Below are 25,214 nucleotides of genomic sequence, written 5' to 3'. Positions count from 1 at the left end.
ATTGATTTGTTTTGTTGTTGACTTTTTCTTGCCTACGGCGCGACGCTGGTGACAGTAGCTTTCTTGAGCCGTCCCAGGATCCAGCTACCACTTCCTGTATTGGCCGGCCAGTATTCATTGACGGTGGTCTTGCCCGCGCCTGCGCTGTTGCTCACACTGATTTGGGTTGGGTCACCGTATTGGGGACTCTGGCCGTACTGATAGGCGTTGGTAACGGTAGGATATTGGGTACCGCCCAGATCCCAGCTTTCTTCGACGCTCTGGCTGGGGTAGACAAAAGTCGTGCCCGCGGCCGAGCCTGTGCCCTGGGCATAGGTGTTGGTCGTGCGCTTGAGCACGCCTGCGTTGCCGGAGCCGGCCAGGCGCGTTTCGCTCTTGGCGACACTTCCCGTCAGGGGCCAGTTCTGGTTGAACTCGGTGTAGCTCTCGATGTTGTTCGCCAGGTTTTTTGACTTCATCCAGCGGAAGCCCAGCATGCCTCGGCCCGTCCCGAGCTCGGCCTTCAGGCCGCCGTAGCTGTACTGCGTGGTAACTGTGCCGCCTATGCCGTTGCTGCTCGCGACTGTGCTCACTACGTATTGCGGGTATTGCAGGTCCAGCTTGGGGTATGTCGCCGCTGCCCCTCCTGTGTCTTTGGTGTAGGTAGCGGACTTGCTGAGGGGTGAATAAATAAAGGTACCAACCGGGCCGGCAGGACGACTGACTGTCGACAGTAAATCGGGCATCTTTCTGAGGTTCTTCGTTGACCAGTTCGCAGTGGAATAACGCGAGATCTGGAACAAGTCCGGCAATCCATCACCGTCCAGATCCGCCAAATAGTGGGTATAGCTATTACCCGCACCAAACAATGGCGTCTGGTAGTCCCATGTGTGGAAATAGCCTTTACCTGGGTTGATACTGATATAGCCATAGTTGGTGGCACGCGTGACATGGACAAGATCGGGCAACCCATCGCCATCAAGGTCGGCAAAATAAGAATCGTATTCACTGGCTGACCCCAATAAGCCGGTGTAATGACTCCAAGCCTGGAAGTTGCCGGTGCCGTCGTTCACGCTGACGTAAGTCGCAGCAGTCGTGCGCGAAGTTTGAATCAAATCAGCAATGCCATCAGCATTAACGTCGATCAGGTGGGTATTAAAGCTGTCCGCAGGACCAGGCAGGCTGGTGATGTAGGCCCATGTGCTGAAATACCCGTTGCCTGGATTGATGCTGATATAGCCTTGGTTGGTATTTCGGGCCAGATGAACCAAATCGGGCAAACCATCGCCGTTGACGTCGGCAAAATAGCTCGCAAAGTTATTCCCCGGCCCCGTCAAACCGACGATGTGGCTCCAGGTTTGAAAATTCCCGCTACCCCCATTGATGCTGACTCCTATCGAGCTATAGTTTTTCGCAACCTGCACGAGGTCGGCCAGACCATCTCCATTGACATCCATCAAGTAGGTATCGTAGTTATTGGTTTCCCCCGTCAAGCTGGTGGTGTGTTGCCAGGTCGCAAAATATCCATTCCCTGGGTTGATGCTTACGTAGCCCAAATTCGTGGTGCGTGACATATGCAGCAGGTCCGGCAAACCGTCACCGTTGAGGTCCGCGAAATACGACGAATAGTCATTGGCCGGACCCAACAAACCAGCAATATGATCCCACTGCTGAAAATTCCCATCTCCTCCATTGATGCTGACGAAAAGCCCTGCGGCGCTTCGCGGAGTTTGAATCAGGTCAGCAAGGCCGTCACCATTGAGGTCCAGTACGAAGGCTTCATATTTATTCATTTCGCCTGTAAGACCATTTCCATTCGTCCATTCCGTGTACATCAATCCTGTATTGCCGGTCCACTCCAAGCTAATGGGCGCCAAACAGGCAGGAATTGCCTGCCCGTCGCACTCCTGTATCTGAGACAAGCGCGGCCTTTTTCCGGTTGCAACAGGACCATAAACAAGCTGGTAGCTTTTGACCGCAAGAGCGCCAATATAAGTTTTGATTCCCGTCATTCGCTTGGCATATTGCATAACGCTGCCCGCGGTGAATGACGGCATAAACATGCCGGTCCTCGCCTCATAAGCGAATTCAATTGAATTGGCGGCAGCTTGCCCGGAAGCGATGTTTCCCGAATAGTCAATGCGGCTGGGATAGAAGTCCCCATTGACGCTGTCTTCGGTGTAGCTGAACGTCATGAAATTGGTCTTGACGTCACTGATCTTGTTGACGGCCCAGGCCCTGGCGGTTGGCTTGCCCTGCGCTTCAATTCTGGAATCAGCCGTGTTGCCGTACTCCATCGTCAGCCCGGCCTTGCTCTGCACCGTGAAGGACGCGACGCCGTTGCCGGCGGTGCCCGACGCGACGATTTTGCTGAAGCTGTCCAGCTCGGTTTTGTATTCACTGCCCGCAGTGCCGTAAGTGCCGCTGACCAGGATCAACCTTTGACCGTCCAGGCAGTAACGATCGTTCATGTCGAAGTTGACACCTCCCCGCACACTGTCATGGACCATGGTCCTTGGACAGCGGGTGATCGCGCTCAAACCACCCAGACTCCAGCCCATGCCCAGCAGACCGTTGCCACCCTGGCTGTTGTAGCTGAGTTCAAGTTTGGGCTCCATCCCTGCCACACCAGGCGGAACCTGAACAGGAATGCGGTAGGTGGCAGCCCCCGATTCGTTGACCGCGAACTGCCCCGGCATCGTACCGGCCACCGTCGTGCCCTGGGCCATCGCGGGCATGGATGCCACACCAAGCCAGCACAGCGCCGTGACCACCATTGCGTCGCAATATTTTTTCTGCATCCCTACCCTCTTTTGATTTGTTTTGTTGTTTGATCGTCTTTGTTCTTGCCTACGGCGTCACGCTGGTGACAGTGGCTTTCTTGAGCCGACCCAGAATCCAGTTGCCGCTGCCGGTGTTGGCGGGCCAGTATTCATTGACGGTGGTCTTGCCGGCGCCTGCGCTGTTGCTCACGCTGATCTGCGTGGGGTCGCCGTACTGCGGGCCCTGGCCGTATTGGTAAACATTGGTGACTGTGGGGTACGGGGTACCACCGAGGTCCCAGCTTTCTTCGACGCTCTGGCCGGGGTAGACAAAGGTGCTGCCTGTGGCCGAACCTGCACCTTGCGCGTAACTGCTGGTCGTGCGCTTGAGCACACCGGCATTGCCCGAGCCGGCCAGTCTCGTTTCGCTCTTCAGCACGCTTCCGGTGAAAGGCCAGCCTTGGTTGAACTCGGTGTAGCTTTCGATGTTGTTGGCCAGGTTCTTCGACTTCATCCAGCGAAAGCCCAGCATGCCGCGGCCCGTGCCGAGCTGGGCCTTCAGTCCACCGTAGCTGTATTGCGTCGTCACCATCCCGCCTATGCCGTTGCTGCTGGAGACTGAATTCACCAGGTTGAAAGTTTGAGTGTCAACTTCAGGGAAAACCGCATCGCCGTACCTGGTGTAAACGCCGCTCCCCTCATACGAAATGGTGATGACGTAATTCTGTGACGACACCCTGACCAGTCTGCGGGAGGTATCCAGCCCAGCCGACCACACCGCCGATTGACCGGAGGCATAAAAATCGGGCAGGCCATCGCCGTTGATATCCACCAGTCCCATGTACTGCCCCGTGGTGTCGGTCTTGCTCATGTAGCCGGCGGCCCCCGATGATGCCGGTAGAGGCCGCGGCGTCAGGGTGCTGGCGAAACCACTTCCCGTGTTGAGCCAGGCCGCCGACTGGCCGGAAGCATAAAAATCAGGCAAACCGTCGCCGTTGAGGTCCACCAAGCCCATGTACTGGCCCGTCGTGTCGGTCTTACTCATGTAGCCCGCAGCCCCCGATGCCGCGGGCAGCGGCCACGGTGTCGGAGTGCCGGCAAAGCCGCTACCGGTGTTGAGCCAGACGGTCGATTGGCCCGAAGCATAAAAATCCGGCAAACCGTCGCCGTTGAGGTCCACCAGCGCCATGTACTGGCCCGTGGTATCGGTCCTGCTCATGTAGCCTGCGGCCCCCGATGCCGCCGGCAACGGCCACGGTGTCGGTGTGCTGGCAAAGCCGCTCCCGGTGTTGAGCCAGACGGCCGATTGGCCCGAAGCGTAAAAATCAGGCAAACCGTCGCCGTTGAGATCCACCAGTCCCATGTACTGGCCCGTGGCGTCGGTCTTGCTCATGTAACCCGCGGCCCCCGATGCCACCGGCAACGGCCACGGGGTCGGCGTGCTGGCAAAGCCGCTACCGGTGTTGAGCCAGACGACCGATTGGCCCGAAGCGTAAAAATCAGGCAGACCGTCGCCGTTGATATCCACCAGTCCCATGTACTGGCCCGTGGTGTCGGTCTTGCTCATGTAGCCCACAGCCCCCGATGCCGCAGGCAACGGCCAGGGCGTCGGAGTGCTGGCAAAGCCACTCCCAGTGTTGAGCCAGACCGCCGATTGGCCCGAAGCGTAAAAATCCGGCAAGCCGTCACCGTTGAGATCCACCAAGCCCATGTACCGGCCCGTGGTGTCGGTCTTGCTCATGTAGCCTGCGGCCCCCGATGCCGCCGGCAACGGCCAGGACATCTGAGTGCCGGCAAAACCGCTACCCTCGGAGCCGAACTCGAATTCAATGCTGGGAAAACATTGGTTCAGTGAGTTACAGGTTTGTACAGAGCCAAGCACGGAACGCTGCGTAGAGCCGCTTTGCACATACCGCAGGATCGTCTGCCGTACAAGGTTGGCACCGGACTTTGCCGTGATCGTTTTTAACCGTTTTGAGCGCGTCAGCTTTGAACCCGCGCTGTAGCCGACGGACGGATCGGGTGCAGCCTCATATGCCATTTCCAGGCTTTGATTGCCATAGTGCAATGTATTGAGGTAAACCTCGCCATTGGCGTCATCCTCGGTATAAACAAAGGTCATGAAGTTGTTCTTGACGTCACTGATCTTGTTGACGGCCCAGGCCCTTGCCGTCGCCTTGCCCTGCGCCTCAATGCGCGAATCGGCCGTGTTGCCGTACTCCATGGTCAGGCCCGCCTTGGTCTGCACCGTGAATGAGGCCACGCCGTTGCCGGCCGTGCCCGAGGCGACGATCTTGCTGAAGCTGTCGAGCTCGGTCCGGTATTCACTGCCGGCCGCGCCATAGGTGCCGCTGACCAGGACCAGTCGCTGGCCGTCCATGCAGTAGCGGTCGTTCATGTCGAAACTGACGCTACCCCTGACGCCATCGTTCGCTATGATCCGGGGGCAACGACCAATAATGCTGAGCCCTCCCAAGCCCCAGCCCATGCCCAGCAAACCGTTGCCGCCCTGGCTGTTGTAGTTGAGTTCGAGCTTGGGCTCCATGCCGGCGACGCCGGGCGGAACCGGGAGAGGGATTCGGTAGGTGGCGGCGCCCGACTCGCTGACCGAAAACTGGCCGGGCGTGCCACCCGCGACCGTGGTGGTCTGGGCCTGGGCCAATCCAAGCCCCGCGCTCAGCAGCCACAAAGCCGCGCAGCGCAATATCCTGCTGTGTTTAGCGTGCATCCCATCCCTCGTTTCCGTTTTGCTTTTTTGGTTTGCCGTCGACTGTACCTAATCAATGCTACGGCACCACACTCGTCACCACGGCTCTTTTAAGCCGCCCCAAAATCCAGTTGCCGCTTCCGGTGTTGGCCGGCCAGTATTCATTGACGGTGGTCTTGCCGGCGCCTGCGCTGTTGCTCACGCTGATCTGCGTGGGGTCGCCGTACTGCGGGCCCTGGCCGTATTGGTAAACATTGGTGACTGTGGGGTACGGGCTGCCGCCCAGGTCCCAGCTTTCTTCGGTGCTCTGGCTCGGGTAGACGAAAGTCGTGCCTGTGGCCGAGCCTGTACCCTGGGCATAGCTGTTGGTGGTGCGCTTGAGCACACCGGCGTTTCCGGAGCCGGCCAGCCTCGTCTCGCTCTTCAGCACGCTTCCGGTGAAAGGCCAGCCTTGGTTGAACTCGGTGTAGCTCTCGATGTTGTTGGCCAGGTTTTGGGACTTCATCCAGCGAAAGCCCAGCATGCCCCGGCCCGCACCGAGTTCGGCCTTCAGGCCGCCGTAGTTGTATTGCGTCGTCACTGTGCCACCAACTCCGTTGGTGCTCGCGACTGAACTCACAACATACATCGGGAGTTGCAGGTCCTGCCGCGGGTAAACAGATCCCGCATCCTTGGCGTATACAGATGGGCTTGTGAGAGGCGCATTGTCTATCTTCGTTGTAAGAACGCCCCCCTCAGACACACTATTCAGCAAGTCCGGTCTGCCATTGCCACCTGAAGCAAAGTGGCTGCCTGAAGATCCGACGAGATACAGGTCGGTGACACCATCCCCGTTGTAGTCGCCGGGATAAATATTGAAAGCGCCTTTCCAGTCGTTATTCACCACGGTCTGAACACACATATTTGCGTTGCTGGCCGTCAGATTTACGCCTGAACAGAAATGGCTTCCTGTTCCGGCGTTCCCTACCAAATAAAAATCCGTCATGCCATCCCCGTTGTAGTCGCCAGGGTAAACATGAAAGGAATCCTTCCAGTTGTTGTTTGCCACAGTCTGAACACAGTTGCCGAGGCTATTGGGCCCAGCCACGGCGGGTCCTGGACAAAATAAACTGTTGACCGCTCCGACGTAATACATGTCGGTTATGCCGTCACCGTTGTAATCTCCGGGGTAGACACCGTAATAATCCTTGATGTTGTTGCCAGCGACGGTCTGGACGCAATCAGGGTTTGTCGTAATCGCCGGTCCCGGGCAAAAATAACTTCCAGTTCCAGCATCTCCAATCAGATAGAAATCCGTAATGCCGTCACCGTTGTAATCTCCAGGATAGATTCTGAACGGGTCTTTCCAGTTGTTGTTTGTCAGCGTCTGGACGCAAGCGCTCAAGCTATTGGCCCCGGCAACAGCTGGGCCCGGGCAAAACAAGCTGTTGGCTACCCCGATGTAATACATGTCGGTGATGCCATCGCCGTTGTAATCCGCGGGATAGACGCCGTAGTAGTCCTTGATGTTGTTGCCAACGACCGTCTGGACGCATGCAGGGCTTGTGGCAATTGCCGGGCCTGCACAAAAATAGCTCCCCGTTCCAGCGTCTCCAATCAAATAAAGATCTGTGATGCCGTCACCGTTGTAATCTCCCGGATAGATTCTGAATTGATCTTTCCAATTGTTGTTTGCCACGGTTTGAACACAATGGCTGAGGCTATTGGCCTCAGCAACAGCCGGCCCCGGGCAGAGCAAACTGTTGGCCGCTCCGACGTAATAAATATCAGTGATGCCATCACCGTTGTAGTCCCCGGGATAGACATCGTAGTAATCTTTAATGTTGTTGCCGGCTACCGTCTGTGTTGCGCTGACAGGATGATTCAGCCCCTGGCCTCCATCCGACCAGGCGAAACTTTTGGCGGGAAAACATGCGCCGCTTCCGTCGCAGTAGTCAATTGCCGAGACCAATGATCGCGAGGTGGCTGCGCTTGGCGGTCCATAGTTCACACGATAGTTGGCGGCAAGAGCTGCACCGGTATACGTTCGTACATTGAGCAGTCGTTTTTGCGAGGAAACGGCGCTTCCACCCAGATACATTCGCACAATGTCCGGCTTTGTCTCGTAGCTGAACTGAACCGAGTTACCCGTGCCTGAAGAAGCGCTGGTATTCCCGGAATAATCGATCCTGTCTGGATAGAAGTCCCCATTCGCGTTGTCTTCGATGTAGCTGAACGCCATGTAGTTGGTCTTGACGTCGCTGATCTTGTTGATCGCCCAGACCCGCACCGTGGCCTTGCCCTGCGCTTCAATCCGCGAATCGGCGGTATTGCCGTACTCCATGGTCAAACCGGCCTTGGTCTGCACAGTGAAAGAGGCGACACCGTTGCCGGCGGTGCCCGAAGCGGTAATGCGGCTAAAACTGTCGAGTTCGGTTCTATATTCACTGCCGGCCGCACCATACGCACCACTCACCAGGATCAGTCGCTGCCCATCCATGCAGTAGCGGTCGTTCATGTCGAAGTTGACCGCACCCCGCATGCCGTCCTGGGCCATTGTTTTTGGGCAGCGAGCCATAGCGCTTAAACCACCCAGGCTCCAGCCCATACCCAGCAAACCGTTGCCACCCTGGCTGTTGTAGGCCAGTTCAAGTTTGGGTTCCATGCCGGCGACGCCGGGCGGAACCTGGAGGGGGATTCGGTAGGTGGCAGCACCCGATTCGTTGACCGCGAATTGCCCGGGCATGGTGCCTGCGACGACGGTGGTCTGGGCCATCGCTGGAGCGGATACCACTGCACCGAACCAGCACAGCGCCATGCTCAGCCATGCATTGTGAAATTCTCTTTGCATTTCCTGCTCTCTTTGATTTGTTTTGTTGTTTGACTGTCTTTTTGTTCTTGGCTACGGCGCGACGCTGGTGACAGTGGCTTTCTTGAGCCGTCCCAAAATCCAATTGCCACCACTGGTATTAGCCGGCCAGTATTCATTGACGGTGGTCTTGCCCGCGCCTGCACTGTTGCTCACGCTGATCTGGGTCGGGTCGCCGTATTGCGGAGCCAAGCCGTACTGGTAGCTGTTGGTCACTGTGGGGAACTGGCTACCGCCCAGATCCCAGCTTTCCTCAATACTCTGGCTGGGGTAGACGAAAGTCGTGCCTGTGGCCGAGCCTGAGCCCTGGGCATAGGTGTTGGCCGTGCGCTTGAGCACGCCCGCGTTGCCAGAGCCGGCCAGCCTCGTCTCGCTCTTGGCGACATTTCCCGTCAATGGCCAGTTCTGATTGAACTCGGTGTGGCTTTCGATGTTGTTGGTAAGGCTTTTTGATTTCATCCAGCGAAAGCCCAACATTCCACGGCCGGTGCCCAGCTCGGCCTTCAACCCGCCGTAGCTGTATTGCACAGCGTTCATCCCGCCCACCCCGTTGCTTGTCTTCACCTCGCTCACCACGTACATCGGGTACTGCACATCTACCTTCGGGTATACGGCGGCGTTGGGGGCGGCGTCTTTGGTGTAGATGGATTTTTTAGTCAGCGGCTGGTAATTGATATCTGTTGTTGCTCCGGCTTGCTGAACCTCCTTGAGCCTGTAGTCCGCCATTCCATTGTTCAAATAGGAGCGCATTACCGCACCACCACCAAACTCACCAGACAGGAAATACCCCAACATCAGCAAATCGGACACTCCGTCACCATTCAAATCAACAATTTCCAGGCCACTACTACGGCCGCCATGCACGAATGCGCTATCGGACAGGTTGGCGGTCCACGTGTTGTCCTGCACGAACCCTGAACCTGTGTTGATGAAAGCACGCTTTAACGCGCCTCCGCCCCATTCGCCATTCAAAAAGTAGCCCAGATGCAGCAGATCGGGCAGGCCATCACCGTTGAGATCCACGACCCGCAAGCCTCCCTCACGGCTGTAGCTATGCGAAAAGGCACTGTCACTGACTCCGCTGACATAGGCATCGTTTCGAACAAAACCGGTTCCGGTATTGATAAAAGCCCGTCTGATCAAACCACCACCAAACTCGCCATTGACGAAGTACGCCAGGTGCAACAGATCCGGCAAGCCATCACCATTCAAATCCACAACACGAAGACCAGCGTCCCCCCCGCCGTGCACAAATGCGCTATCGGACAGGTTGGCGGTCCACGTGTTGTCCTGTACGAATCCTGAACCTGTGTTGATGAAAGCACGCCTTAACGCGCCTCCGCCCCATTCGCCATTCAAAAAGTAGCCCAGATGCAGCAGATCGGGCAGGCCATCGCCGTTCAGATCCACGACCCGCAAACCTCCGTCACGGCTGTAGGCATGCGAAAAAGCGCTGTCACTGACTCCGCTGACATAGGCATCGTTTCGAACAAAACCGGTTCCGGTATTGATGAAAGCCCGTCTGATCAAACCGCCACCAAACTCGCCATTGACGAAGTACCCCAGGTGCACAAGATCCGGCAAGCCATCACCATTCAAATCAACAATTTCCAGGCCACTACTACGGCCGCCGTGCACAAATGCGCTATCGGACAGGTTGGCGGTCCACGTGTTGTCCTGCACGAACCCTGAACCTGTGTTGATGAAAGCACGCCTTAGCGAGCCTCCGCCCCATTCGCCATTCACAAAGTAGCCCAGATGCAGCAGATCGGGCAGGCCATCACCGTTGAGATCCACGACCCGCAAGCCTCCGTCACGGCTGTAGCTATGCGAAAAAGCGCTGTCACTGACTCCGCTGACATAGGCATCGTTTCGAACAAAACCGGTTCCGGTATTGATAAAAGCCCGTCTGATCAAACCACCACCGAACTCGCCGTTGACGAAGTACCCCAGGTGCACAAGATCCGGCAAGCCATCACCATTCAAATCAACCACACGAAGACCAGCGTCTCCCCCGCCGTGCACAAATGCGCTATCGGACAGGTTGGCTAAATGAGCACTGTTTGACGTAAAGCCCACCGTCGCCGTACTCCCAATAGTCAAAGCCGATCCAGACAGACAGTTTCCGTTCCGCTCGCATCTTGAAATATTGGCTATTGCAGAGCGCTGAACTGTCGTTCCACCCGTGTAACTGATCTTGTAATCAAACACCAAGTCCGAAGAGCCTCTCGCATGAGTTTTGATATGGGAAATACGCCGATCAACCTGAACAAGGCTACCGGCCATATAGCCTTGAACCCTGTCTGCCCGAGTAGTCTCATATTCAATGTTCACCACGTTGCCGTCATAGCCGACGGTTAAAGGCGCATACACGCTGCTGTCAGCGCTCTTGTAATAGCTGACCGTCAGGTAGTTGGTCTTGACATCGCTGATCTTGTTGATCGCCCAAACGCGGACTGTCGCCTTGCCTTGCGCCTCGATGCGGGAGTCGGCCGTGTTGCCGTACTCCATGGTCAGGCCGGCCTTGGTTTGCACGGTGAACGAGGCCACACCATTGCCGGCTGTTCCCGACGCGACGATCTTGCTGAAATTGTCCAACTCGGTGCGGTATTCGCTGCCGGCCGCGCCGTACGTGCCACTCACCAGGACCAGCCGCTGCCCGTCCAGGCAGTAACGGTCGTTCATGTCGAAGTTGACACCTCCCCTGACGCCGTCCTGGGCCTTTGTGCGGGGGCAGCGACTGATGGCGGACAAACCGCTCAAGCTCCAGCCCATGCCCAGCAGGCCGTTGCCGCCCTGGCTGTTGTAGCTGAGTTCGAGTTTGGGCTCCATGCCGGCTACGCCGGGTGGTACCTGGATGGGAATGCGGTAGGTGGCGGCGCCTGACTCGTTGACCGCGAACTGGCCGGGCGTGGTGCCGGCAACGATGGTGGTCTGGGCCACTGCGAAGTCGGCCCCCCAGCAAACAAACGGCAATGCGATTACCGCTGCGATCCGTGCGCAGGCGCCTCCCCTGTAGCTCATCGGTTTCCCCCTGCCGCCCCGCGGCATCCTGTTATTCAAATTCGATTTTTTTGCTTTGGATTATGCCCACAGGATGGGGCGCACAGAGTGCTTTATTTCCCGGTAATGATTGCCATGCGCGGCACCGAGTGCCATTGCGCGCCTCCCCCAATTGAAGGAGAGACTTGCGCACGGGGAGGAACCGGAAGCTTCGAGGCCGGGGGCGCCGTTAACGGTAAGACACGTCCGCGTTTTCCGCGTCGCCGCCGGGCTGGCCGTCCTTGCCGTAGGAGAGCAAATCAAAATCGCTCCCCGCCGAGGGCGGTTTGTACACATAAGGCTTACCCCAGGGATCGAGCGGCACGCTTTTCTGCAGATAGGGGCCTTGCCACTTGGGCTCATCGGCGGGCTTGGCCATCAAGGCGTTCAGACCTTTGTCGGCGCTGGGATAGGAGCCCGTGTCCAGCCGGTAGGTATCCAGGGCCTTGGCGAGGGCTTCAATTTGCGCCTTGGCCGCGCCCTGCTCGGACTTGCCGATCTGGGCAAAGTAGCGCGGGCCGACATAGGCGGCCAGCAAACCGATGATGACCATCACGACAAGCAGCTCGAGCAAGGTAAACCCCTTCGATCTTTGGCCGATGTTGTGAATGTTGTTTTTAGAAGTGGATGGTTTTTTCATGGCGTGACGGTAGTCGGTAGGCAACTTTGCGGGCTTGCGCAGAAGAGGAACTCGCCAATGTTATAGCGAGTTCCGTTTCCGGCTTTTTCGGCCCGTCCGATGATCGGCATCGCATCGGTTTCGGGGCCCTCGTCCATCCACCGGCAAGCACAGGGCCGGGTCTTTGGGACCAGCTTCGCATGCAGCACCAAGGCCAAGGTAGGATGCACGTCTCGCTTCCCTCCCCTCACCTCTCCCATCACACTCAACATGGCTCTCGACACCTGGACCGCCTACTTCCTCGCCTCCATCCTGATTGCGCTGTCCCCCGGTTCGGGCGCGGTGCTGGCCATGAGCCACGGCCTGAGTTTTGGCATGCGGCGCACGCGCGCGACGATTGCCGGTTTGCAGATCGGGCTGGTCGTCATCCTGCTGGTGGCGGGTGCGGGCGTGGGTTCGCTGCTGGTGGCGTCCGAGCTGGCTTTCAGCGTCGTCAAAATCCTGGGCGCGGCCTACCTGATTTACATCGGCTGGGCGCAGTGGCGCTCCTCGAACGGCATCGCGGCGGATGGCGAGGCCGGCCCTGCCGACGGCAACGGCCTCACGGCCAGGCGTCGCTTTTTCACGGGGCTATTGACCAATGTGACCAACCCCAAAGGCATTCTGTTCATGGTGGCGGTGCTGCCGCAGTTCATCAGCCCCAGCCGGCCGCTCTGGCCACAGCTGCTGGTGATGGCGGTGACCACGGTGGCGGTGGATACCGTGGTGATGCACGGTTATGCCTTCGCCGCCAGCCGCTTGCAAACCTTTTTCAAAAATGCCCGCGCCATCAAGCTGCAGAACCGCATCTTCGGCGGCATGCTGATGGCGGTGGGCGCGGGCCTGTTCTTCGTGAAGCGCAGCCACGCGGCGGCGCACTAGCCCTTCAAGCTTTCAGGCCTTCGCGGCCTGGGCCGAGACAATCGCCGCCAGCGTGCGCAGCGCCTCGTCGGCCTGGCTGGAAAACGGCGCGCCGCAGCTGATGCGCAAAAAGTTGTCGAAGCGGTTCGAGTTGGAAAACATGGAGCCCGGCGCGACGCGTATGCCCTGGCGTATGGCGGTGTCGAAGACGGCTTGCGCCGAGGTGCCGGCCGGCAGTTCTACCCATAGCATCATGCTGCCCCGGGGCACCGACAGCCGGGTGCCGGGCGGGAAATGGGCTGCGATGGCCTCAGCCATCTGCTCGCGCTGCGCGTTGAGCATGCGGCGCAGCCTGGCCATGTGGCGGTCATAGGCGCTGGAGGCCATGAACTCGGCCACGGTGTACTGGGCCAGGGTTTCATTGGCGCGGCTTTGCGCGTACTTGATCATCTGGATGCGCGCCTTCCAGCGGCCGCCGGCGACCCAGCCCAGGCGCAGGCCGGGTGCCAGCGTCTTGCGCAGCGAAGCGCAGTAAATCACCGAGCCGTCGCGATCCCAGGCCTTGGCGGCCTTGAGCGGGACGTCGTCGGGGCCCAGCGCACCATAGGTGTCGTCTTCAATCAGCGCGATCTGCTGGCGTTCGCACAGGCGCACCAGCTTTTCTTTTTCGGTGTCGGGCATGACGCTGCCCAGCGGGTTGTGGAAATTGGGCATGACCACGACGGCGCGAATCCTGTCGTGCGTGCGCAGGGCCAGGTCCAGCGCCTCGACGGAAATGCCCTGCTGCGGGCTGGTGGGAATCTCCAGCGCGCGCAGGCCCAGGCTTTCGAGGATCTGCAGCAGGCCGTGGTAGGTGGGGGATTCGACCGCGACGGTGTCGCCGGGCTGGGCCACCGCGCGCAAGGCGATGTTGAGCGCCTCTATGCAGCCGTGGGTCACCAGGATGTCCTCGGGTGACAGCTGCATGCCGGCCTCCAGCGCGCGTTTGGCCAGCACCGCATTGAGTGGCGAGTCATGCAGGAAATCGGGCGCGCTCACCAGCAGGAAGGGGTGCTTGCGCAGGGTCCGCGTGGCGGCATTTTTGAGCGCCTCGGCGGGGTACATCTCGGGCGAACCGTAAGTACCCGCCAGGTTGGTGACCAGCGGGTAAAAGTCGCATTTGGCGACGAAGTCGGAGACGCGGTCATGGACGCCGACGTACTGGGCCGGGTCCAGCTTGCGGCCCAACTCGGGCTCGCTGGGCGGCTGCAGGTCGGTGCGCCGCCGCTTGAGCACAAAGTAGCCGGACCGCGGCCGCGCCTCCAGCAGGCCTTCGTCTTCCAGCGTGTGGCAGGCCTCCACCGCGGTGGACAGGCTGACCTGGTGCAGCCGCGTCAGCGCCCTGACGGACGGCATGCGTTCGCCGGGCATCAGCACGCCGGACTGGATGGCCTGCCGGTAGTGGCTGGAAAGCCGCAGGTAAAGGGGTTGTTGCGTCAGGGGTAACACGTCCATGGCTTGAATGATCCGTGAAGGGGCTGCGGCAACACAGCCACAGATGGGGCGAAATCAGACCATAACAGATCAAAAAAAGATCGTCTGTACCGATACAGAAAGGCCTTGTGTGCATCTGTCGGGAATTCGGCGCTTTTCTTAATCTTGCAGCCATGCCCACCCCCGTTCACCAACCCTGCAATGGAGCCGCCATGGAACACCGCTTTGCTTCCCGCCGCCTTGAACTCGACGCAGGTGAATCCCTGTTCTTTCACAGCAAGGCCGGCAGCGCGCTGATCAGCACCTCGGGCACGCTGCTGGTGACAGGCGCGCCGCGCTGGCTGGGTGAGCAGGTCGTCTGCCATGACGCGGTGCTGGAGGCGGGACAAGCCCACACCGTCAACCAGGACGGCTGGATCACGGTGACCGCCCAGCATGGCGGCGCGGCCTGCATCGTGAGCCAACCGGCCCGCCTCCCGCTACGGGCAGCGCTGGCGGCGGCAGGCAAAAGTTGGTTTAACCGTCTTTCAGGAGTCGCCCTGGCCGCGCGCGGCCGATACCGCAGCGCCAAACCGGTTTAAAGCCGGCACGGTAAATTCGACCATCCCTCATTCCTTTCCACCCACGCCCATGACCACCTCCGCCTGGCTTTTGTTCATCACCATTTCACTTGTGACCGCACTGAGCCCGGGGCCGGGCATTTTGCTGGCGGTTTCCAATGCCGTGGCCTGGGGACCGCGCAAGACGCTGTGGAGCTCTGCCGGCAATGTGCTGGGCGTGTTTTCGGTCTCGGCCGCGGCCATGGCCGGCCTGGGCACTTTGCTGCACACCTCGGCCTGGCTGTTCGCGGTTTTGAAGACCGTAGGCGCGGTGTACCTGGTCTATCTCGGCTGGCGCCAGTGGACCAGCAAGACCTCGATGTTCGACACGCCCTTGCCGGAGCAATCGTTGCCGGGCAAAAGCAATGCCGCGCTGTTCCGCCAGGGCCTGCTGGTGGCGCTGACCAACCCGAAAAGCATCCTGTTTTTCACTGCGCTGTTCCCCCAGTTCATCCACCCCGAAGCGCCGGTGTTGCCGCAGTTCCTGGCGCTGACCAGCGCATTCGCCGCCTGCGTGCTGGTCTCGCACATGGCTTACGTGCTGCTGGCGCGCCACACGCACCGCTGGTTCGGCACGCAGCGCCGGGCCCGGGTGTTCAACCGCCTCTGCGGCGGCGCCTTCGGCCTGCTGGGCTTAAGCCTGCTGCGGCTCAAGAGCCCCAGCTGATTCCCCTGGATTCCCCCAGATTCCACTTCACCCTCTATATATAACTACCCAAGAAAGCCTCTGCCATGCAAGATTCACGCGACGCCCGTTTTGCCGCCCAGGAAGCCGCCCTCGGCTACAGCTTTGAAGGCGAGATCAAGATAGGCGGCAATTACGTGTCCACCCTGAGGCACGGCGATACTGTCTACGTCAGCGGCCAGGTGCCGCGTGTGGGCAGCACGGTCGTGGTCACCGGCCGCGCCGGCGCGGACGTATCGTTGGCCCAAGCCCAGCTGGCGGCCAGGGTCTGCGCCATGCGCGCGCTGGTGCTGCTGCGGCAAAGCCTGGGCAGCCTGGACCGCATCGCGCAAATCCTGCGCGTCACGGTGTACACCCAGTCCGCGGCCGACTTCACCCAGCAAAGCGAGGTGGCCGATGCCGCATCGGAACTGCTACACACGGTGCTGGGCGCGGCCGGCACGCATACGCGTACCTCGGTGGGGGTGGCGCAGCTGCCGAAAAATGCCGCGGTTGAACTGGACCTGATCGCCGCCGTCACGCCAGACTAGGAGGTTTAGCTCCCAGGCAACAGGCGAACCAGCTTACCGTTGCTGTTGTCGGTCAGCACGTACAGCAGCCCGTCCGGGCCCTGGCGCACGTCGCGTATGCGCTCACCGAGATCGGTCAGCAGCTTGCTTTCGCGCACCACCTTGCCGGTGAAAGGCGCCGAGAGCTCGATGCGGTCCAGGTAGCCGAATTTCAGCGAACCGACAAACAGGTTGCCCTGCCAGGCCTTGCCGTAGCGCTCGCTCGTCAGGAAAGCCATGCCCGAAGGCGCGATCGAGGGCACCCAAAAATGCAGGGGCTGCTGCATGCCGGCTTTTTCGGTCAGGCCCTCGCCTATCTTGCCGCCGCCGTAGTTCTCGCCGTAGGTGATGACAGGCCATCCGTAGTTGGCGCCGGCCTTGGGAAGATTGATTTCATCGCCGCCTTGCGGGCCGTGTTCGTGCATCCAGAAGCTGCCGTCGGGAGCCAGCGTCGCGCCCTGGGCATTGCGGTGGCCGTAGCTCCAGATCTCCGGCAGCGCCCCGGCCTTGCCGACAAAAGGATTGTCCTGGGGCACGGTGCCGTCCTTATTGATACGGACGATCTTGCCGTGGTGGTTGTCCAGCGCCTGGGCGTCTTCCTTGCGCGAAAAGCGCTCACCCAGCGTGAGGAAAAGCTTGCCGTCCACGGCTCCGCCGGTCCGGCTTTCGACGATGCGGCAGCCAAAGTGCGAGCTGCTGGCCACCTTGGGTTTCTGGCTGAAGAGGAGCTTGAGGTTTTCCAGGCGGCTGTCGTCGGCGCTCAGAGTCGCCCGCGCCAGCGCGGTGCTGTTGCCGCGGCCTGCGGGGCCGGGTTCGGAAAAGCAGAAAAAGACCGTGCGGTTGCGGGCAAAGTCGCTGTCGGCGACCACATCCAGCAGCCCGCCCTGCCCGCCGGCGGCAATCTCGGGCAGCCCGGCCACTGGCGGCGACAGCTTGCCGTCAGCCGCGATGACCCGCAGCCGGCCCGGGCGCTCTGTGACCAGGAAACGGCCGCCCGGCAAAAAAGCCAGGCCCCAGGGGTTTTGCAGGCCAGCCGCCACGGTTTCCGGGCGCACACCTTGGGCCTGGGCGGGCAGGCCGGCCCCGAAAGTCGCTATCAAAACAAGAGCGAACTTTGCATATCCTGCTTTGAGAAAAACCATATTTCACCCCTTAAAGTTGCGCAGAAGCCGCCGACTGTAGGCCTGGGTACCAGACCTGCGACAGGTAGTCCGCCAATGCGCCTTATTCATATGCAAACATAGCACCTGAATCGTAAAAAGGGGTTTTCCCGTAGATAAACTCGTTACAAATCAAGGGTTTGTAAAGCTTATCAAGAAGCCACTTGAGGTTGACGTAGGACAGATCTGTCAAGTATCCTAGGCGCCATGCGAAAAATTGCCCCTGCCCTCATCATTGCCTCTGCCGCCCTGCTGGCAGCGGGCGTGCATGCGGCACCGGGCAACTCTGGCGATGATATGGACAAACTGCTGGCCGACAAGGGCCTGCTCACCAAGATTGACCACGTTCGCCAGAACGTCAGCAACAAGGCTTCCGAGCTGGTGGTCAACGCCATGGGTTTCCTGGGGGTTCCCTACAAGCGCGGCGGCAATACGGCGGAAACCGGCTTTGACTGCAGCGGCTTTGTGCGTGCCATCTATGAACAAAGCGTCGGCCTGCTGCTGCCGCGCCGGGCCGAACAACAAGCCGCGGCCACCCAGCGCATCGACAAGAACGACCTGCAGCCCGGTGACCTGGTGTTTTTCAACACCATGCGGCGCGCCTTCAGCCATGTCGGCATTTACGTCGGCGACGGCAAATTCATCCACTCCCCCAAGCCCGGCGCCGAAGTGCGTGTCGAAAGCATGGGCGTGAGCTACTGGCAGCGCCGCTTTGACGGCGCGCGCCGCGTCACCCCGCAAGGCAACACCCTGCCGGAAACCCAGCGCACGGTACTGTCGACCCCGCAGCCCCAAGCAAGCCTGGCGGCGCCTGAAATCCAGGCCGCACAAACGGCTGCCCCGCAACTCGCGGTGGGCCAGCAGGTGCAGCAAATGGTGCAACAGGAACAATACCGGCGCTGAGCGCCGCTCACAAACCCCTCCTGGCGTTGTTACGCCGCCTTGCCGGGCTGGTGCACTGTCTGCGGCGGCGCGCCTAGCCAGGACCGCTTCGCTGGGCTTTGTGAACGGCGCTTCGCCGGTTTTTTCTTCTCCTACTCCTTCTCGCGCTCGTTTTTCGGCGACATGTCGAGCTCTACCGACTGGCCGTTGTCGAGAGCCTCGCCGGCACCGGACGGTGAACTCTTCACCGTGAGCATCTCGCCCTCTCCCGCCTGCACGCCGGCCAGGGCCAGCTGAAGCAACGGCGCGCCCTCGGATGCGCCTTCCGCCACGTTGTTGCCGGACGGAATCACGCGGTTGTTTTCGGCATTGGACGACAGCTGCTGGTTGCCCTGGGGTTTGCCGTTGACGTTGACCAGGCCGCCGCCGGAATTGGTGACCTGCCCGAAATTTCCGCTGACGCTGCCGCTGGCCGCGTTCATGGTGACCTGCGAGGACGAGCCCGACAGTTGGGCCTCGCCGACAGCGGCCACCTCCACCACCGGCGCCACGACATTGGCGATCACCGAGTCGCCGGCCAGCGAGGCGGAACTCGTGGCCACCACCACCACGTTCACGTCGCCCTGCACCGCCTGCACGACCACGTTGTTGCCGCTGATGTTGCCGCTGACGTTGCCGGTGCTGCTGCTGACCGTCACATTGCCCTGGCTGGTGGTGGTGCCGCTGATGTCGCCCAGCGCCTGCACGACCACATTGCTTCCGCTGATGTTGCCGCTGATGTCGCCGGTGCTGCTGCTGACCTGCACATTGCCCTGGCTGGTGGTGATGCCGCTGACGTCGCCGACGGCGGCCACCGCCACCTCACTGGCCGTCACGTTGGCCGAGACGTCGCCGCCGCTGGTGACCTGGACGGCGCCCGCACTGATGGTGGAGCCGCTGACGTCGCCGCCGGCGTTCAGGGTGTTGGTGGCGCCGGCGTCCTGGCCGCGCAAAGTGTGGTTGCTCAGCGCGACATTGCCCAGCGCATCTATGCCGTAGCCCTTGACCCACAGCGTGCTGTCCAGACGGAAGGCGTTGGAGACCACCTCGAACTGGCCCAGCGCATTGGCCTCGGTGCCGCCCGAGACCATGTGCACATTGCCGCGGCCGGCGCCGGAGCCGGCGATCAGGCTCAGCGCGCGGGCCGCGCCACCGGCGTTCTGGATGTCGCCGTTCAGCGTGATGTCGGCGCCCAGGGTGGCCAGCGTCGTGTCGCCCAGCAGGCTGACCGGCGCATTGAACACGATGCCGCCGGCGCCGTCGGCCGTCACCGTGCCGGCGATGCCGGAGCCGCCCGCGCCGGCATTGAGCGCCAGGCTGTGCACGGTACTGCCGCCGAAGTAGAAGTTGTAGGGGTTGTTCACCACCACGTTCTCGCCGTAGGCGCCAGCCCCCACGCGGATGTTGGCGCCGTTGCCCGCGTTGCCCATCGCCGTGCCGACGGACAGGGCCTGCGTGCCGCCGCCCAGCAGGCTGCCGATGCCGACGTGGAAGTCCTGCGTGGCCTGCGCGCCGTTCCAGCTTTGCACATAGCTGGAGGCCGAGCTGCCCAGGTTGACGGCGTAGTCGTAGGCGTTCTGTTGCGAGGCCTGCAGCCAGGTGTACTGGTTGTTATCGCCCGCCGTGCTGGCGTTGCGCACCGCGAAGTCGAAGCCGGCGATGCTGAGCGCGCCGAAGTTGCGGCTGGCCGACTCGTCCTGCAGGTAGACCGGGTTGCGCTCAGTAAACGTGTTGTTGCCCGCCACCGTGATGTTGTTCACCTGCTGGTTGTAGAAGCGGTTGGCCTGGTAAAGCGCCAGGCCGCCCCAGGCATTGTTGCGCGTGGTGGAGTTGCTGACGGTCACGTTGGCGCTGTCGGTCAGCTGGATACCGGCCCCCTGCGTGCTGCCCGCGTCGTTGCCCACCGGCGCGCCGTTGGCCGTCACATGGTCGATGACCGCGCCGTCCACGCCGTTCAGATCCAGTTCGGCCCGGCCCGCGCCGCGGATGGTGACGTTGCGGATCGAAAAATTGCGCAGCCTGGCCGAGGCCCCGCCCACAGGCGCCACCTTGATGCCATAGGACGAGGCCACGTTGGCGCTGGGCCCGTAAAGCGTGAAGTCCCTGAGCGACACATTGTCGGCCGTCACGTTGATGCCGTAGCCGCTGACGCCGCGCGCGTCAATCACGGTCGCCCCCTGGCCTGAACCGGCCAGCGTCACGCCGCGGTTGACGTTCAGCGTGACGGGCTGCACAAAGGTGCCGCCGCCCACATTGACCGTTCCGCTCGCCGCCACGGCATCCAGGCCGCGCTGGATGCTGCCGCTGGCCTGCGTGACGTAGACATTGCCTTCCGTCCAGGTCACCAGGCCGCGCCCGGTGGTGTCCAGCGCATGGGTCACGCGGTCTTCAATGGCGAAGCCGTCGGCCGCGCCGACGAAGACGGCGCCACGCGCATCGACCGAGGTGTTGCCAACGACGATGTCCTTGTCGTTGTTCTTGAACTGCGTCCCGGTGATGGTGACGCTGGTCTGTCCGCTGTTCCCGTTCCCATTTCCGCTGCTCAGGGTTTCAAAGCGTATGCCGGTATAGCGGGAGTCTTCGATGCTGCCGCCGATGATGTTGACGCTTTGCAGGCTGGCCGGCGATTGGGCGTAGTCGGGATCGCCGGGAATGCCGCGGGTCTTGAACACCACTGCCGCGGCTGTCGGGTCGCCCGAACTCTCGCCCGAATTCTTGACCACCACGTTGTCGAAAGTGATCGAACTGAAAGCGTCGTGCTTCAGGTTGACGTCGATCGCCGCCCCGTACTGGTGGGTGCCGGGATCGCCAACATTGCCGGCGTTGGTGACGGTGACGTTCCTCATTGTCAGGTTGTCCGCCGTTTCAAAGTAAAAACCCTTGAAGGTCGTACTGTCCACGGTGACGTTCTCGAAAAGCGCGTTTTTGAAGGAGGCGCTGCCGGCGCCCGCGCCGTAGTTGTTGTAGGTCTGAAAACCGATCAACCCGCCGCTGATAGTGCTGTTGAGCATGCGGAAGTTGTCCGCTATGGTGTTCCCTGCGCTGCGCACGCTGTACCTGTTGTTGTTGAAGGCGACGCGGTCTATGGTCACGTTGTTGGACGTGTCCTTCAAGTGGATCCCATAATAAGAATCGTTGATGGACAGGTCGGACACGGTGACGCCGGACGCCTTGATGGCGATCGCCTCGCCGCTGGCGGCCGAGGGCGCTTTCAGAATGGTCTGCCCCATGCCCGCGCCGTCCAGGGTCAGCGCCTTGGTGATGGAGACGTTGCCGGTGTAAGTGCCGGCCGCGACGTTCACTGTGCCGCCCGTGACCACGGCGTCCACACCACCCTGGACGCTGCCCAGCGGCGTGAGCGCGCTGCCCTGCGCGCCGCCGGAACCCGTGGTGGCCACGTTCACGTGTGTGCGGTTGGACGAGGTGTAACCCTGGTCCTGCACCGACCAGCCGCCGTTGGCGGCGCTCAGCGCGAGCAAGGCCTGCTGCCAGGCCAGGGTCGGGCTCGCGGTGATCGGGTTGCTGCGGATGGTCGAGCCGTCCACGTAGCCGTTCAGGTGCAGGTTCAGCCCCCATTCATTGCCCACAGGACCCTGGCTATTGCCGGCCATCGTAATGCCGCTGCCGTCGGTGTACTGCACCGAGATGGCGCTCTTGGTGTTTTCAATGCGGTTACCGGTGACGCTGCCGGTGTTGCGCCCGTCGATCAGGATGCCGTTGCGCACGTCGTGGATGTTGTTGTTGGCGATGGTGAAGCCGGTGACGCCGTTGGCCACCGCGATGCCGCGGCTGATGTTGGAACCCCAGCCGTAGCCGAGGTAAGGCTGGTTGACGGGGCCGGCGATCTCCAGGCCGGTCACGGTCACGTTGTTGGCGCTGATGCTGAGGCCGTTGACCTGCGCTGCATCGGGCACCACGATCTTCGCCCCCGCCAGGCCGGTCAGCGTGAGGTTGGCCTTGTTGAGCGCCACCTGCTCGGCATAGCTGCCCGCGTGCACGTCCACGGCCGCACCCGCGCCGGGCGTGCCGGCCTTGGCGATGTCCACCGCGTCCTGGATGCGCGCGCCCTGGTAGACGTCGACCCGGTTGGAATTGCCGCTGACGCTGGGCGCCTGCAGCGCCGACTTGAGCACCACCGCATTGCCGTTCACGACAATCGCATTGCTGGCCTGCTGCACGCCCTCGAGGTTGATCACGCCCGACAGCAGGTTGGCCGCGTCACCGACACCCAGCCGTAGCGTCACTCCGTTCAGGCTGGCGCCGGCCGCGTTGGACACATCGTTGCCGGTCGCCCCGCCGGCAATGGCAAATTCATACAGCCCGCCGTTGAGTGAGACCGTGGCCGCCGTGGCGCCGGCCAGCGCGATGGTGCCGCCGGTGGCGCTGATGCTGCCCTGGTTGGTGACCGAAGGCGCGACCAGTGCCACCAGCCCGGCGCCCTGCGCGGTGATGCCGCCCTGGTTGACGATGCTGCCCGTGGCGCCGGTAATTTGCGCGCCGCCGGTGGTGAGGAAGTAATTCGCGTCAATCGTCCCCGTAGTGGCGATCAGCGAACCCACATTCACCACGGCGTTCGGCCCGAACACGATGCCGTTGGGATTCATCAACATCACCGTGCCGTTGGCCGACAGCCCGCCCAGGATTTGCGAGGCGTTGGCGTCGCCGGTGATGCGGTTCAGCATGGCCGACGCGGCATTGGGCTGCGTGATCTGCACCGCCTTGCCGAGGTCGATGTTGAAGGAGCCCCAGTCCAGCACCGCCCGGTTGCTGGTCTGGTTGATGGTCATCTGGTTGCCGGTCACCGAACCCGAAGCCGCGCCGGAAAACACTGTGCCGTTCTGCGGCAGGCCCGCCGCACCCGCGATGTCGATGGTCCAGCCCGGCGGCGCGAACAGCAGTGCCGCCGCAGCGGGAAGTGTTTTCAGCGCAAAAGACGGCCGGCGGCGGGATGGAGGGCGCAGGCCTTGCGGGTGGGACTTGACTTGCATGGAATCACCTCTTGAGAACAAAGACGGGAGGGAACGATCGGGACCAATTCAGCGAACGAACATCAGAACCGCGCCAGCAGCGAACCCATCAGCCGCGGGTTCTTGCCATCAGACTGGTAGCTCGCGATGGATTTGGTCAGCGGCCAGGCCGCCTCGATCGCGGCCACCACATTTTTTTCAAGGAACAGGCGCAGGCCCAAGCCGGCGGAGGCCAGGCTCTGGCTGGCCGGCGTGCCGGGCGAAACGCTGCCGACCTTCCAGACCTTGCCGATGTCATAGAAGCCGAACAGCTGCCAGGACCTGAGCCCCGGCATGCCCGTGGCGGCGCCGACAAAGCGCGGCTCGATGCGAAAAGCCAGGGCGCGTTCGCCCACCAGTTCCGCCGGCTCGTAGGCCCGGCCGAAGCGCCGCCCGCCCAGGGCGTACTGCTCGGACGACAGCAGCGGCGTGTTGGCCCACTGCCCGCCCGCGCCCACGGTGAACGAAAAATTCGGCCCCAGGAACTGCGAGCGCTCGTAGTCGAAGGTGAGCTTGTTGAACACGCCCTTGGCGCCGACCCGGCTCTTGAGCGGATCGGACTCCTGGGTGCCGCCCACCCCCTGGCTGAAGTCGAGCTCCAGCGCGTTCTGCCCGTCCAGGCGGTCCAGCAGGCGCCAGCTCAGGCCCAGGCGCAGCGCGCGTATGCGGTCCTCGATCACGCGGGTGCCGAGTATGTCGGTCTGGATATCGGAATGGTCATAGGCCAGGCGCGCCACCAGGCTTTCATTGCGGGTGCGCAGCCAGGGATAGGCGGCGGACAGCGACACCGTGTCGGCATTGCCGCGCACGTCAAAAGGCGTGAGGACGTCGCCCGGCCGCGTGCGCGCCTGGGACACGGATGCCGAAAGCCTGAGGCCTTCCGTGCTCACGACCTGGCTGTAGGAAAGCTGCGCATAGGCCATCTCGGAGTTGCCGGTGCCCACGCCGACAAAACGCCACTGGTCGTTCACGCCCAGCAGCTGGTTGCCGACCACACCCAGCGTCAGCTGGCCGGGGCCGAGGTATTTGGAGCCGTAGTTGTCGATGGAGGCAAAGCCCTCCACGCGCTTCACGCTGGCGACCAGCGTGAGGTCGGCCGCGCCCGGGGCCTGCGAAGGCGCGAGCACGCTGCGCAGTTCGATGCCGGGAAAATCATTGGCGATCAGCAGGTAGCGCTCCAGCACGCGGCCCTCTATGGGCCTGGAGGCCTGGATTTTTTCGCCGATGCGCATCAACTGCTCCTGCACAGAGGCGCTGACGCCGGGGCCGGCCTGGACGTTCACACGGTCTATATAGCCCTCGATGACACGCAAGGTCAGCGTGCCGTCCGCGAGCGATTGCGGCGGCACCACGACCAGCGAAAGAATGTAGCCCGCGTTGCGGTACATGGCGGTCAGCGAGGACGCGAGCTGGAGGATGTCGCTGCCCGTGATCTCACGCCCTGTGTAGCTGTCGGCGCGCGCCTGCAGCACGTTGCCCGGCAGCACGGTGGCGCTCTCGATGCGGACTTCCTTGAGCGTGACGCGTATGGATTTGAGCGAATCCGGCAAGGGCTCGGCGGACTCGCTCCTGACTTGCGTGGGCGGTGCCGCGGGTGCGGCCTCGGGCTGGAAATCGAAGCGTTCTCTCAGCCGGCCTGGATCTATGGTCGAAGGAGGTTGTTGTGCCGAGGCGACGGCCGGAATGACCAGACACAAGGCAAAGACACGGGAAAGAACGTCGTGTAAGCCAACGCCATCAGTACGCTTCATGGTTCATCCTGCTTATAAATCAAGATTTATTCACCGCTGCAACATCACAGGCGGCATTCACGGCATCCCGTTTCCGTGAATTAATTCACAGTAACCAATTGTCAAACTTGATACAAGCCAGGAAAAGTGATTAATTCCGCCAAAATTCGTGTAGCAGTTCCTCCCCACTTTTTTGAGTATTAACTCTTGCGACTTACAGCTGCTTACCTAAAAC

Annotated in this window: 13 protein-coding genes and 1 pseudogene; 5 read left to right on the top strand and 9 right to left on the bottom strand. The window is 61.4% G+C overall.

The annotated features are described in order from the left end of the window. Positions 1-32 precede the first annotated feature (32 nt). From ACSQ27_RS04595 to gspG, 5 genes are all read right to left on the bottom strand, one after another. Complete coding sequence (locus tag ACSQ27_RS04595) at positions 33-2,780, bottom strand: FG-GAP-like repeat-containing protein (protein ID WP_436154282.1); 2,748 nt, start codon at positions 2,778-2,780, stop codon at positions 33-35. A gap of 49 nt (positions 2,781-2,829) precedes the next feature. Continuing rightward, a complete protein-coding gene (locus ACSQ27_RS04590; RefSeq protein ID WP_436154281.1) occupies positions 2,830-5,469 on the bottom strand; it encodes an FG-GAP repeat domain-containing protein in 2,640 nt (879 codons plus the stop codon). Between the two features lie 58 nt (positions 5,470-5,527). After that, complete coding sequence (locus tag ACSQ27_RS04585) at positions 5,528-8,278, bottom strand: SpvB/TcaC N-terminal domain-containing protein (RefSeq protein WP_436154280.1); 2,751 nt, start codon at positions 8,276-8,278, stop codon at positions 5,528-5,530. Between the two features lie 51 nt (positions 8,279-8,329). After that, positions 8,330-11,320 (bottom strand): SpvB/TcaC N-terminal domain-containing protein, encoded by a 2,991-nt coding sequence (locus ACSQ27_RS04580; protein ID WP_436154279.1) that lies wholly within the window; start codon positions 11,318-11,320, stop codon positions 8,330-8,332. 208 nt (positions 11,321-11,528) lie between these two features. Next, on the bottom strand, positions 11,529-11,978 hold the full coding sequence (gspG, locus tag ACSQ27_RS04575; protein WP_436154278.1) for a type II secretion system major pseudopilin GspG: 450 nt from the start codon (positions 11,976-11,978) through the stop codon (positions 11,529-11,531). 249 nt (positions 11,979-12,227) lie between these two features. On the opposite strand from gspG, the gene ACSQ27_RS04570 reads away from it, so the two are divergent. Further along, on the top strand, positions 12,228-12,878 hold the full coding sequence (locus ACSQ27_RS04570) for a LysE family transporter (protein ID WP_436154277.1): 651 nt from the start codon (positions 12,228-12,230) through the stop codon (positions 12,876-12,878). A gap of 12 nt (positions 12,879-12,890) precedes the next feature. Here ACSQ27_RS04570 and ACSQ27_RS04565 read toward each other — a convergent pair whose 3' ends face one another. Beyond that, entirely contained in the window at positions 12,891-14,351 is a 1,461-nt protein-coding gene (locus ACSQ27_RS04565) for a PLP-dependent aminotransferase family protein (RefSeq protein WP_436154276.1), read from the bottom strand. A 191-nt stretch (positions 14,352-14,542) separates the two neighbouring features. On the opposite strand from ACSQ27_RS04565, the gene ACSQ27_RS04560 reads away from it, so the two are divergent. The 3 genes from ACSQ27_RS04560 (at position 14,543) to ACSQ27_RS04550 (ending at position 16,144) form a co-directional block, all read left to right on the top strand. Next, positions 14,543-14,911: a hypothetical protein gene (locus tag ACSQ27_RS04560; RefSeq protein ID WP_436154275.1), complete on the top strand. Its 369-nt coding sequence runs from the start codon at positions 14,543-14,545 to the stop codon at positions 14,909-14,911. A 49-nt stretch (positions 14,912-14,960) separates the two neighbouring features. Further along, complete coding sequence (locus ACSQ27_RS04555; protein WP_436154274.1) at positions 14,961-15,596, top strand: LysE family translocator; 636 nt, start codon at positions 14,961-14,963, stop codon at positions 15,594-15,596. A gap of 65 nt (positions 15,597-15,661) precedes the next feature. Next, complete coding sequence (locus ACSQ27_RS04550; protein ID WP_436154273.1) at positions 15,662-16,144, top strand: RidA family protein; 483 nt, start codon at positions 15,662-15,664, stop codon at positions 16,142-16,144. Positions 16,145-16,149: 5 nt separating this feature from the next. Here the strand turns inward: ACSQ27_RS04550 and ACSQ27_RS04545 are convergent, their stop codons facing one another. Next, positions 16,150-17,304: a PQQ-dependent sugar dehydrogenase gene (locus tag ACSQ27_RS04545; RefSeq protein ID WP_436154272.1), complete on the bottom strand. Its 1,155-nt coding sequence runs from the start codon at positions 17,302-17,304 to the stop codon at positions 16,150-16,152. A gap of 225 nt (positions 17,305-17,529) precedes the next feature. Here ACSQ27_RS04545 and ACSQ27_RS04540 point away from each other — a divergent pair. Continuing rightward, positions 17,530-18,054: pseudogene (locus tag ACSQ27_RS04540) on the top strand (C40 family peptidase); the annotation flags it as partial. Between the two features lie 302 nt (positions 18,055-18,356). Here the strand turns inward: ACSQ27_RS04540 and ACSQ27_RS04535 are convergent. Further along, on the bottom strand, positions 18,357-23,231 hold the full coding sequence (locus ACSQ27_RS04535; RefSeq protein WP_436154271.1) for a beta strand repeat-containing protein: 4,875 nt from the start codon (positions 23,229-23,231) through the stop codon (positions 18,357-18,359). 62 nt (positions 23,232-23,293) lie between these two features. Continuing rightward, positions 23,294-25,000, bottom strand: coding sequence for a ShlB/FhaC/HecB family hemolysin secretion/activation protein (locus ACSQ27_RS04530; protein ID WP_436154270.1), 1,707 nt, complete (start codon positions 24,998-25,000; stop codon positions 23,294-23,296). Positions 25,001-25,214 lie beyond the last annotated feature (214 nt).

It is taken from the genome of Polaromonas sp. LjRoot131, from assembly GCF_964252805.1.
Classification (GTDB): Bacteria; Pseudomonadota; Gammaproteobacteria; order Burkholderiales; family Burkholderiaceae_C; genus Polaromonas.
Note: the sequence above shows the minus strand (reverse complement) of the source record. Positions and strands in the feature narration are given on the sequence as shown.

Excerpts from the sequence above, each read along its gene's own strand:
- ACSQ27_RS04555 (WP_436154274.1), top strand. The coding sequence starts at position 14,961 with ATGACCACCTCCGCCTGGCTTTTGTTCATCACCATTTCACTTGTGACC.
- ACSQ27_RS04560 (WP_436154275.1), top strand. The coding sequence starts at position 14,543 with ATGGAACACCGCTTTGCTTCCCGCCGCCTTGAACTCGACGCAGGTGAA.
- ACSQ27_RS04580 (WP_436154279.1), bottom strand. The coding sequence starts at position 11,320 with ATGAGCTACAGGGGAGGCGCCTGCGCACGGATCGCAGCGGTAATCGCA.
- ACSQ27_RS04565 (WP_436154276.1), bottom strand. The coding sequence starts at position 14,351 with ATGGACGTGTTACCCCTGACGCAACAACCCCTTTACCTGCGGCTTTCC.
- ACSQ27_RS04585 (WP_436154280.1), bottom strand. The coding sequence starts at position 8,278 with ATGCAAAGAGAATTTCACAATGCATGGCTGAGCATGGCGCTGTGCTGG.
- ACSQ27_RS04570 (WP_436154277.1), top strand. The coding sequence starts at position 12,228 with ATGGCTCTCGACACCTGGACCGCCTACTTCCTCGCCTCCATCCTGATT.
- ACSQ27_RS04590 (WP_436154281.1), bottom strand. The coding sequence starts at position 5,469 with ATGCACGCTAAACACAGCAGGATATTGCGCTGCGCGGCTTTGTGGCTG.
- ACSQ27_RS04530 (WP_436154270.1), bottom strand. The coding sequence starts at position 25,000 with ATGAAGCGTACTGATGGCGTTGGCTTACACGACGTTCTTTCCCGTGTC.
- ACSQ27_RS04595 (WP_436154282.1), bottom strand. The coding sequence starts at position 2,780 with ATGCAGAAAAAATATTGCGACGCAATGGTGGTCACGGCGCTGTGCTGG.
- ACSQ27_RS04535 (WP_436154271.1), bottom strand. The coding sequence starts at position 23,231 with ATGCAAGTCAAGTCCCACCCGCAAGGCCTGCGCCCTCCATCCCGCCGC.
- ACSQ27_RS04550 (WP_436154273.1), top strand. The coding sequence starts at position 15,662 with ATGCAAGATTCACGCGACGCCCGTTTTGCCGCCCAGGAAGCCGCCCTC.
- gspG (WP_436154278.1), bottom strand. The coding sequence starts at position 11,978 with ATGAAAAAACCATCCACTTCTAAAAACAACATTCACAACATCGGCCAA.
- ACSQ27_RS04545 (WP_436154272.1), bottom strand. The coding sequence starts at position 17,304 with ATGGTTTTTCTCAAAGCAGGATATGCAAAGTTCGCTCTTGTTTTGATA.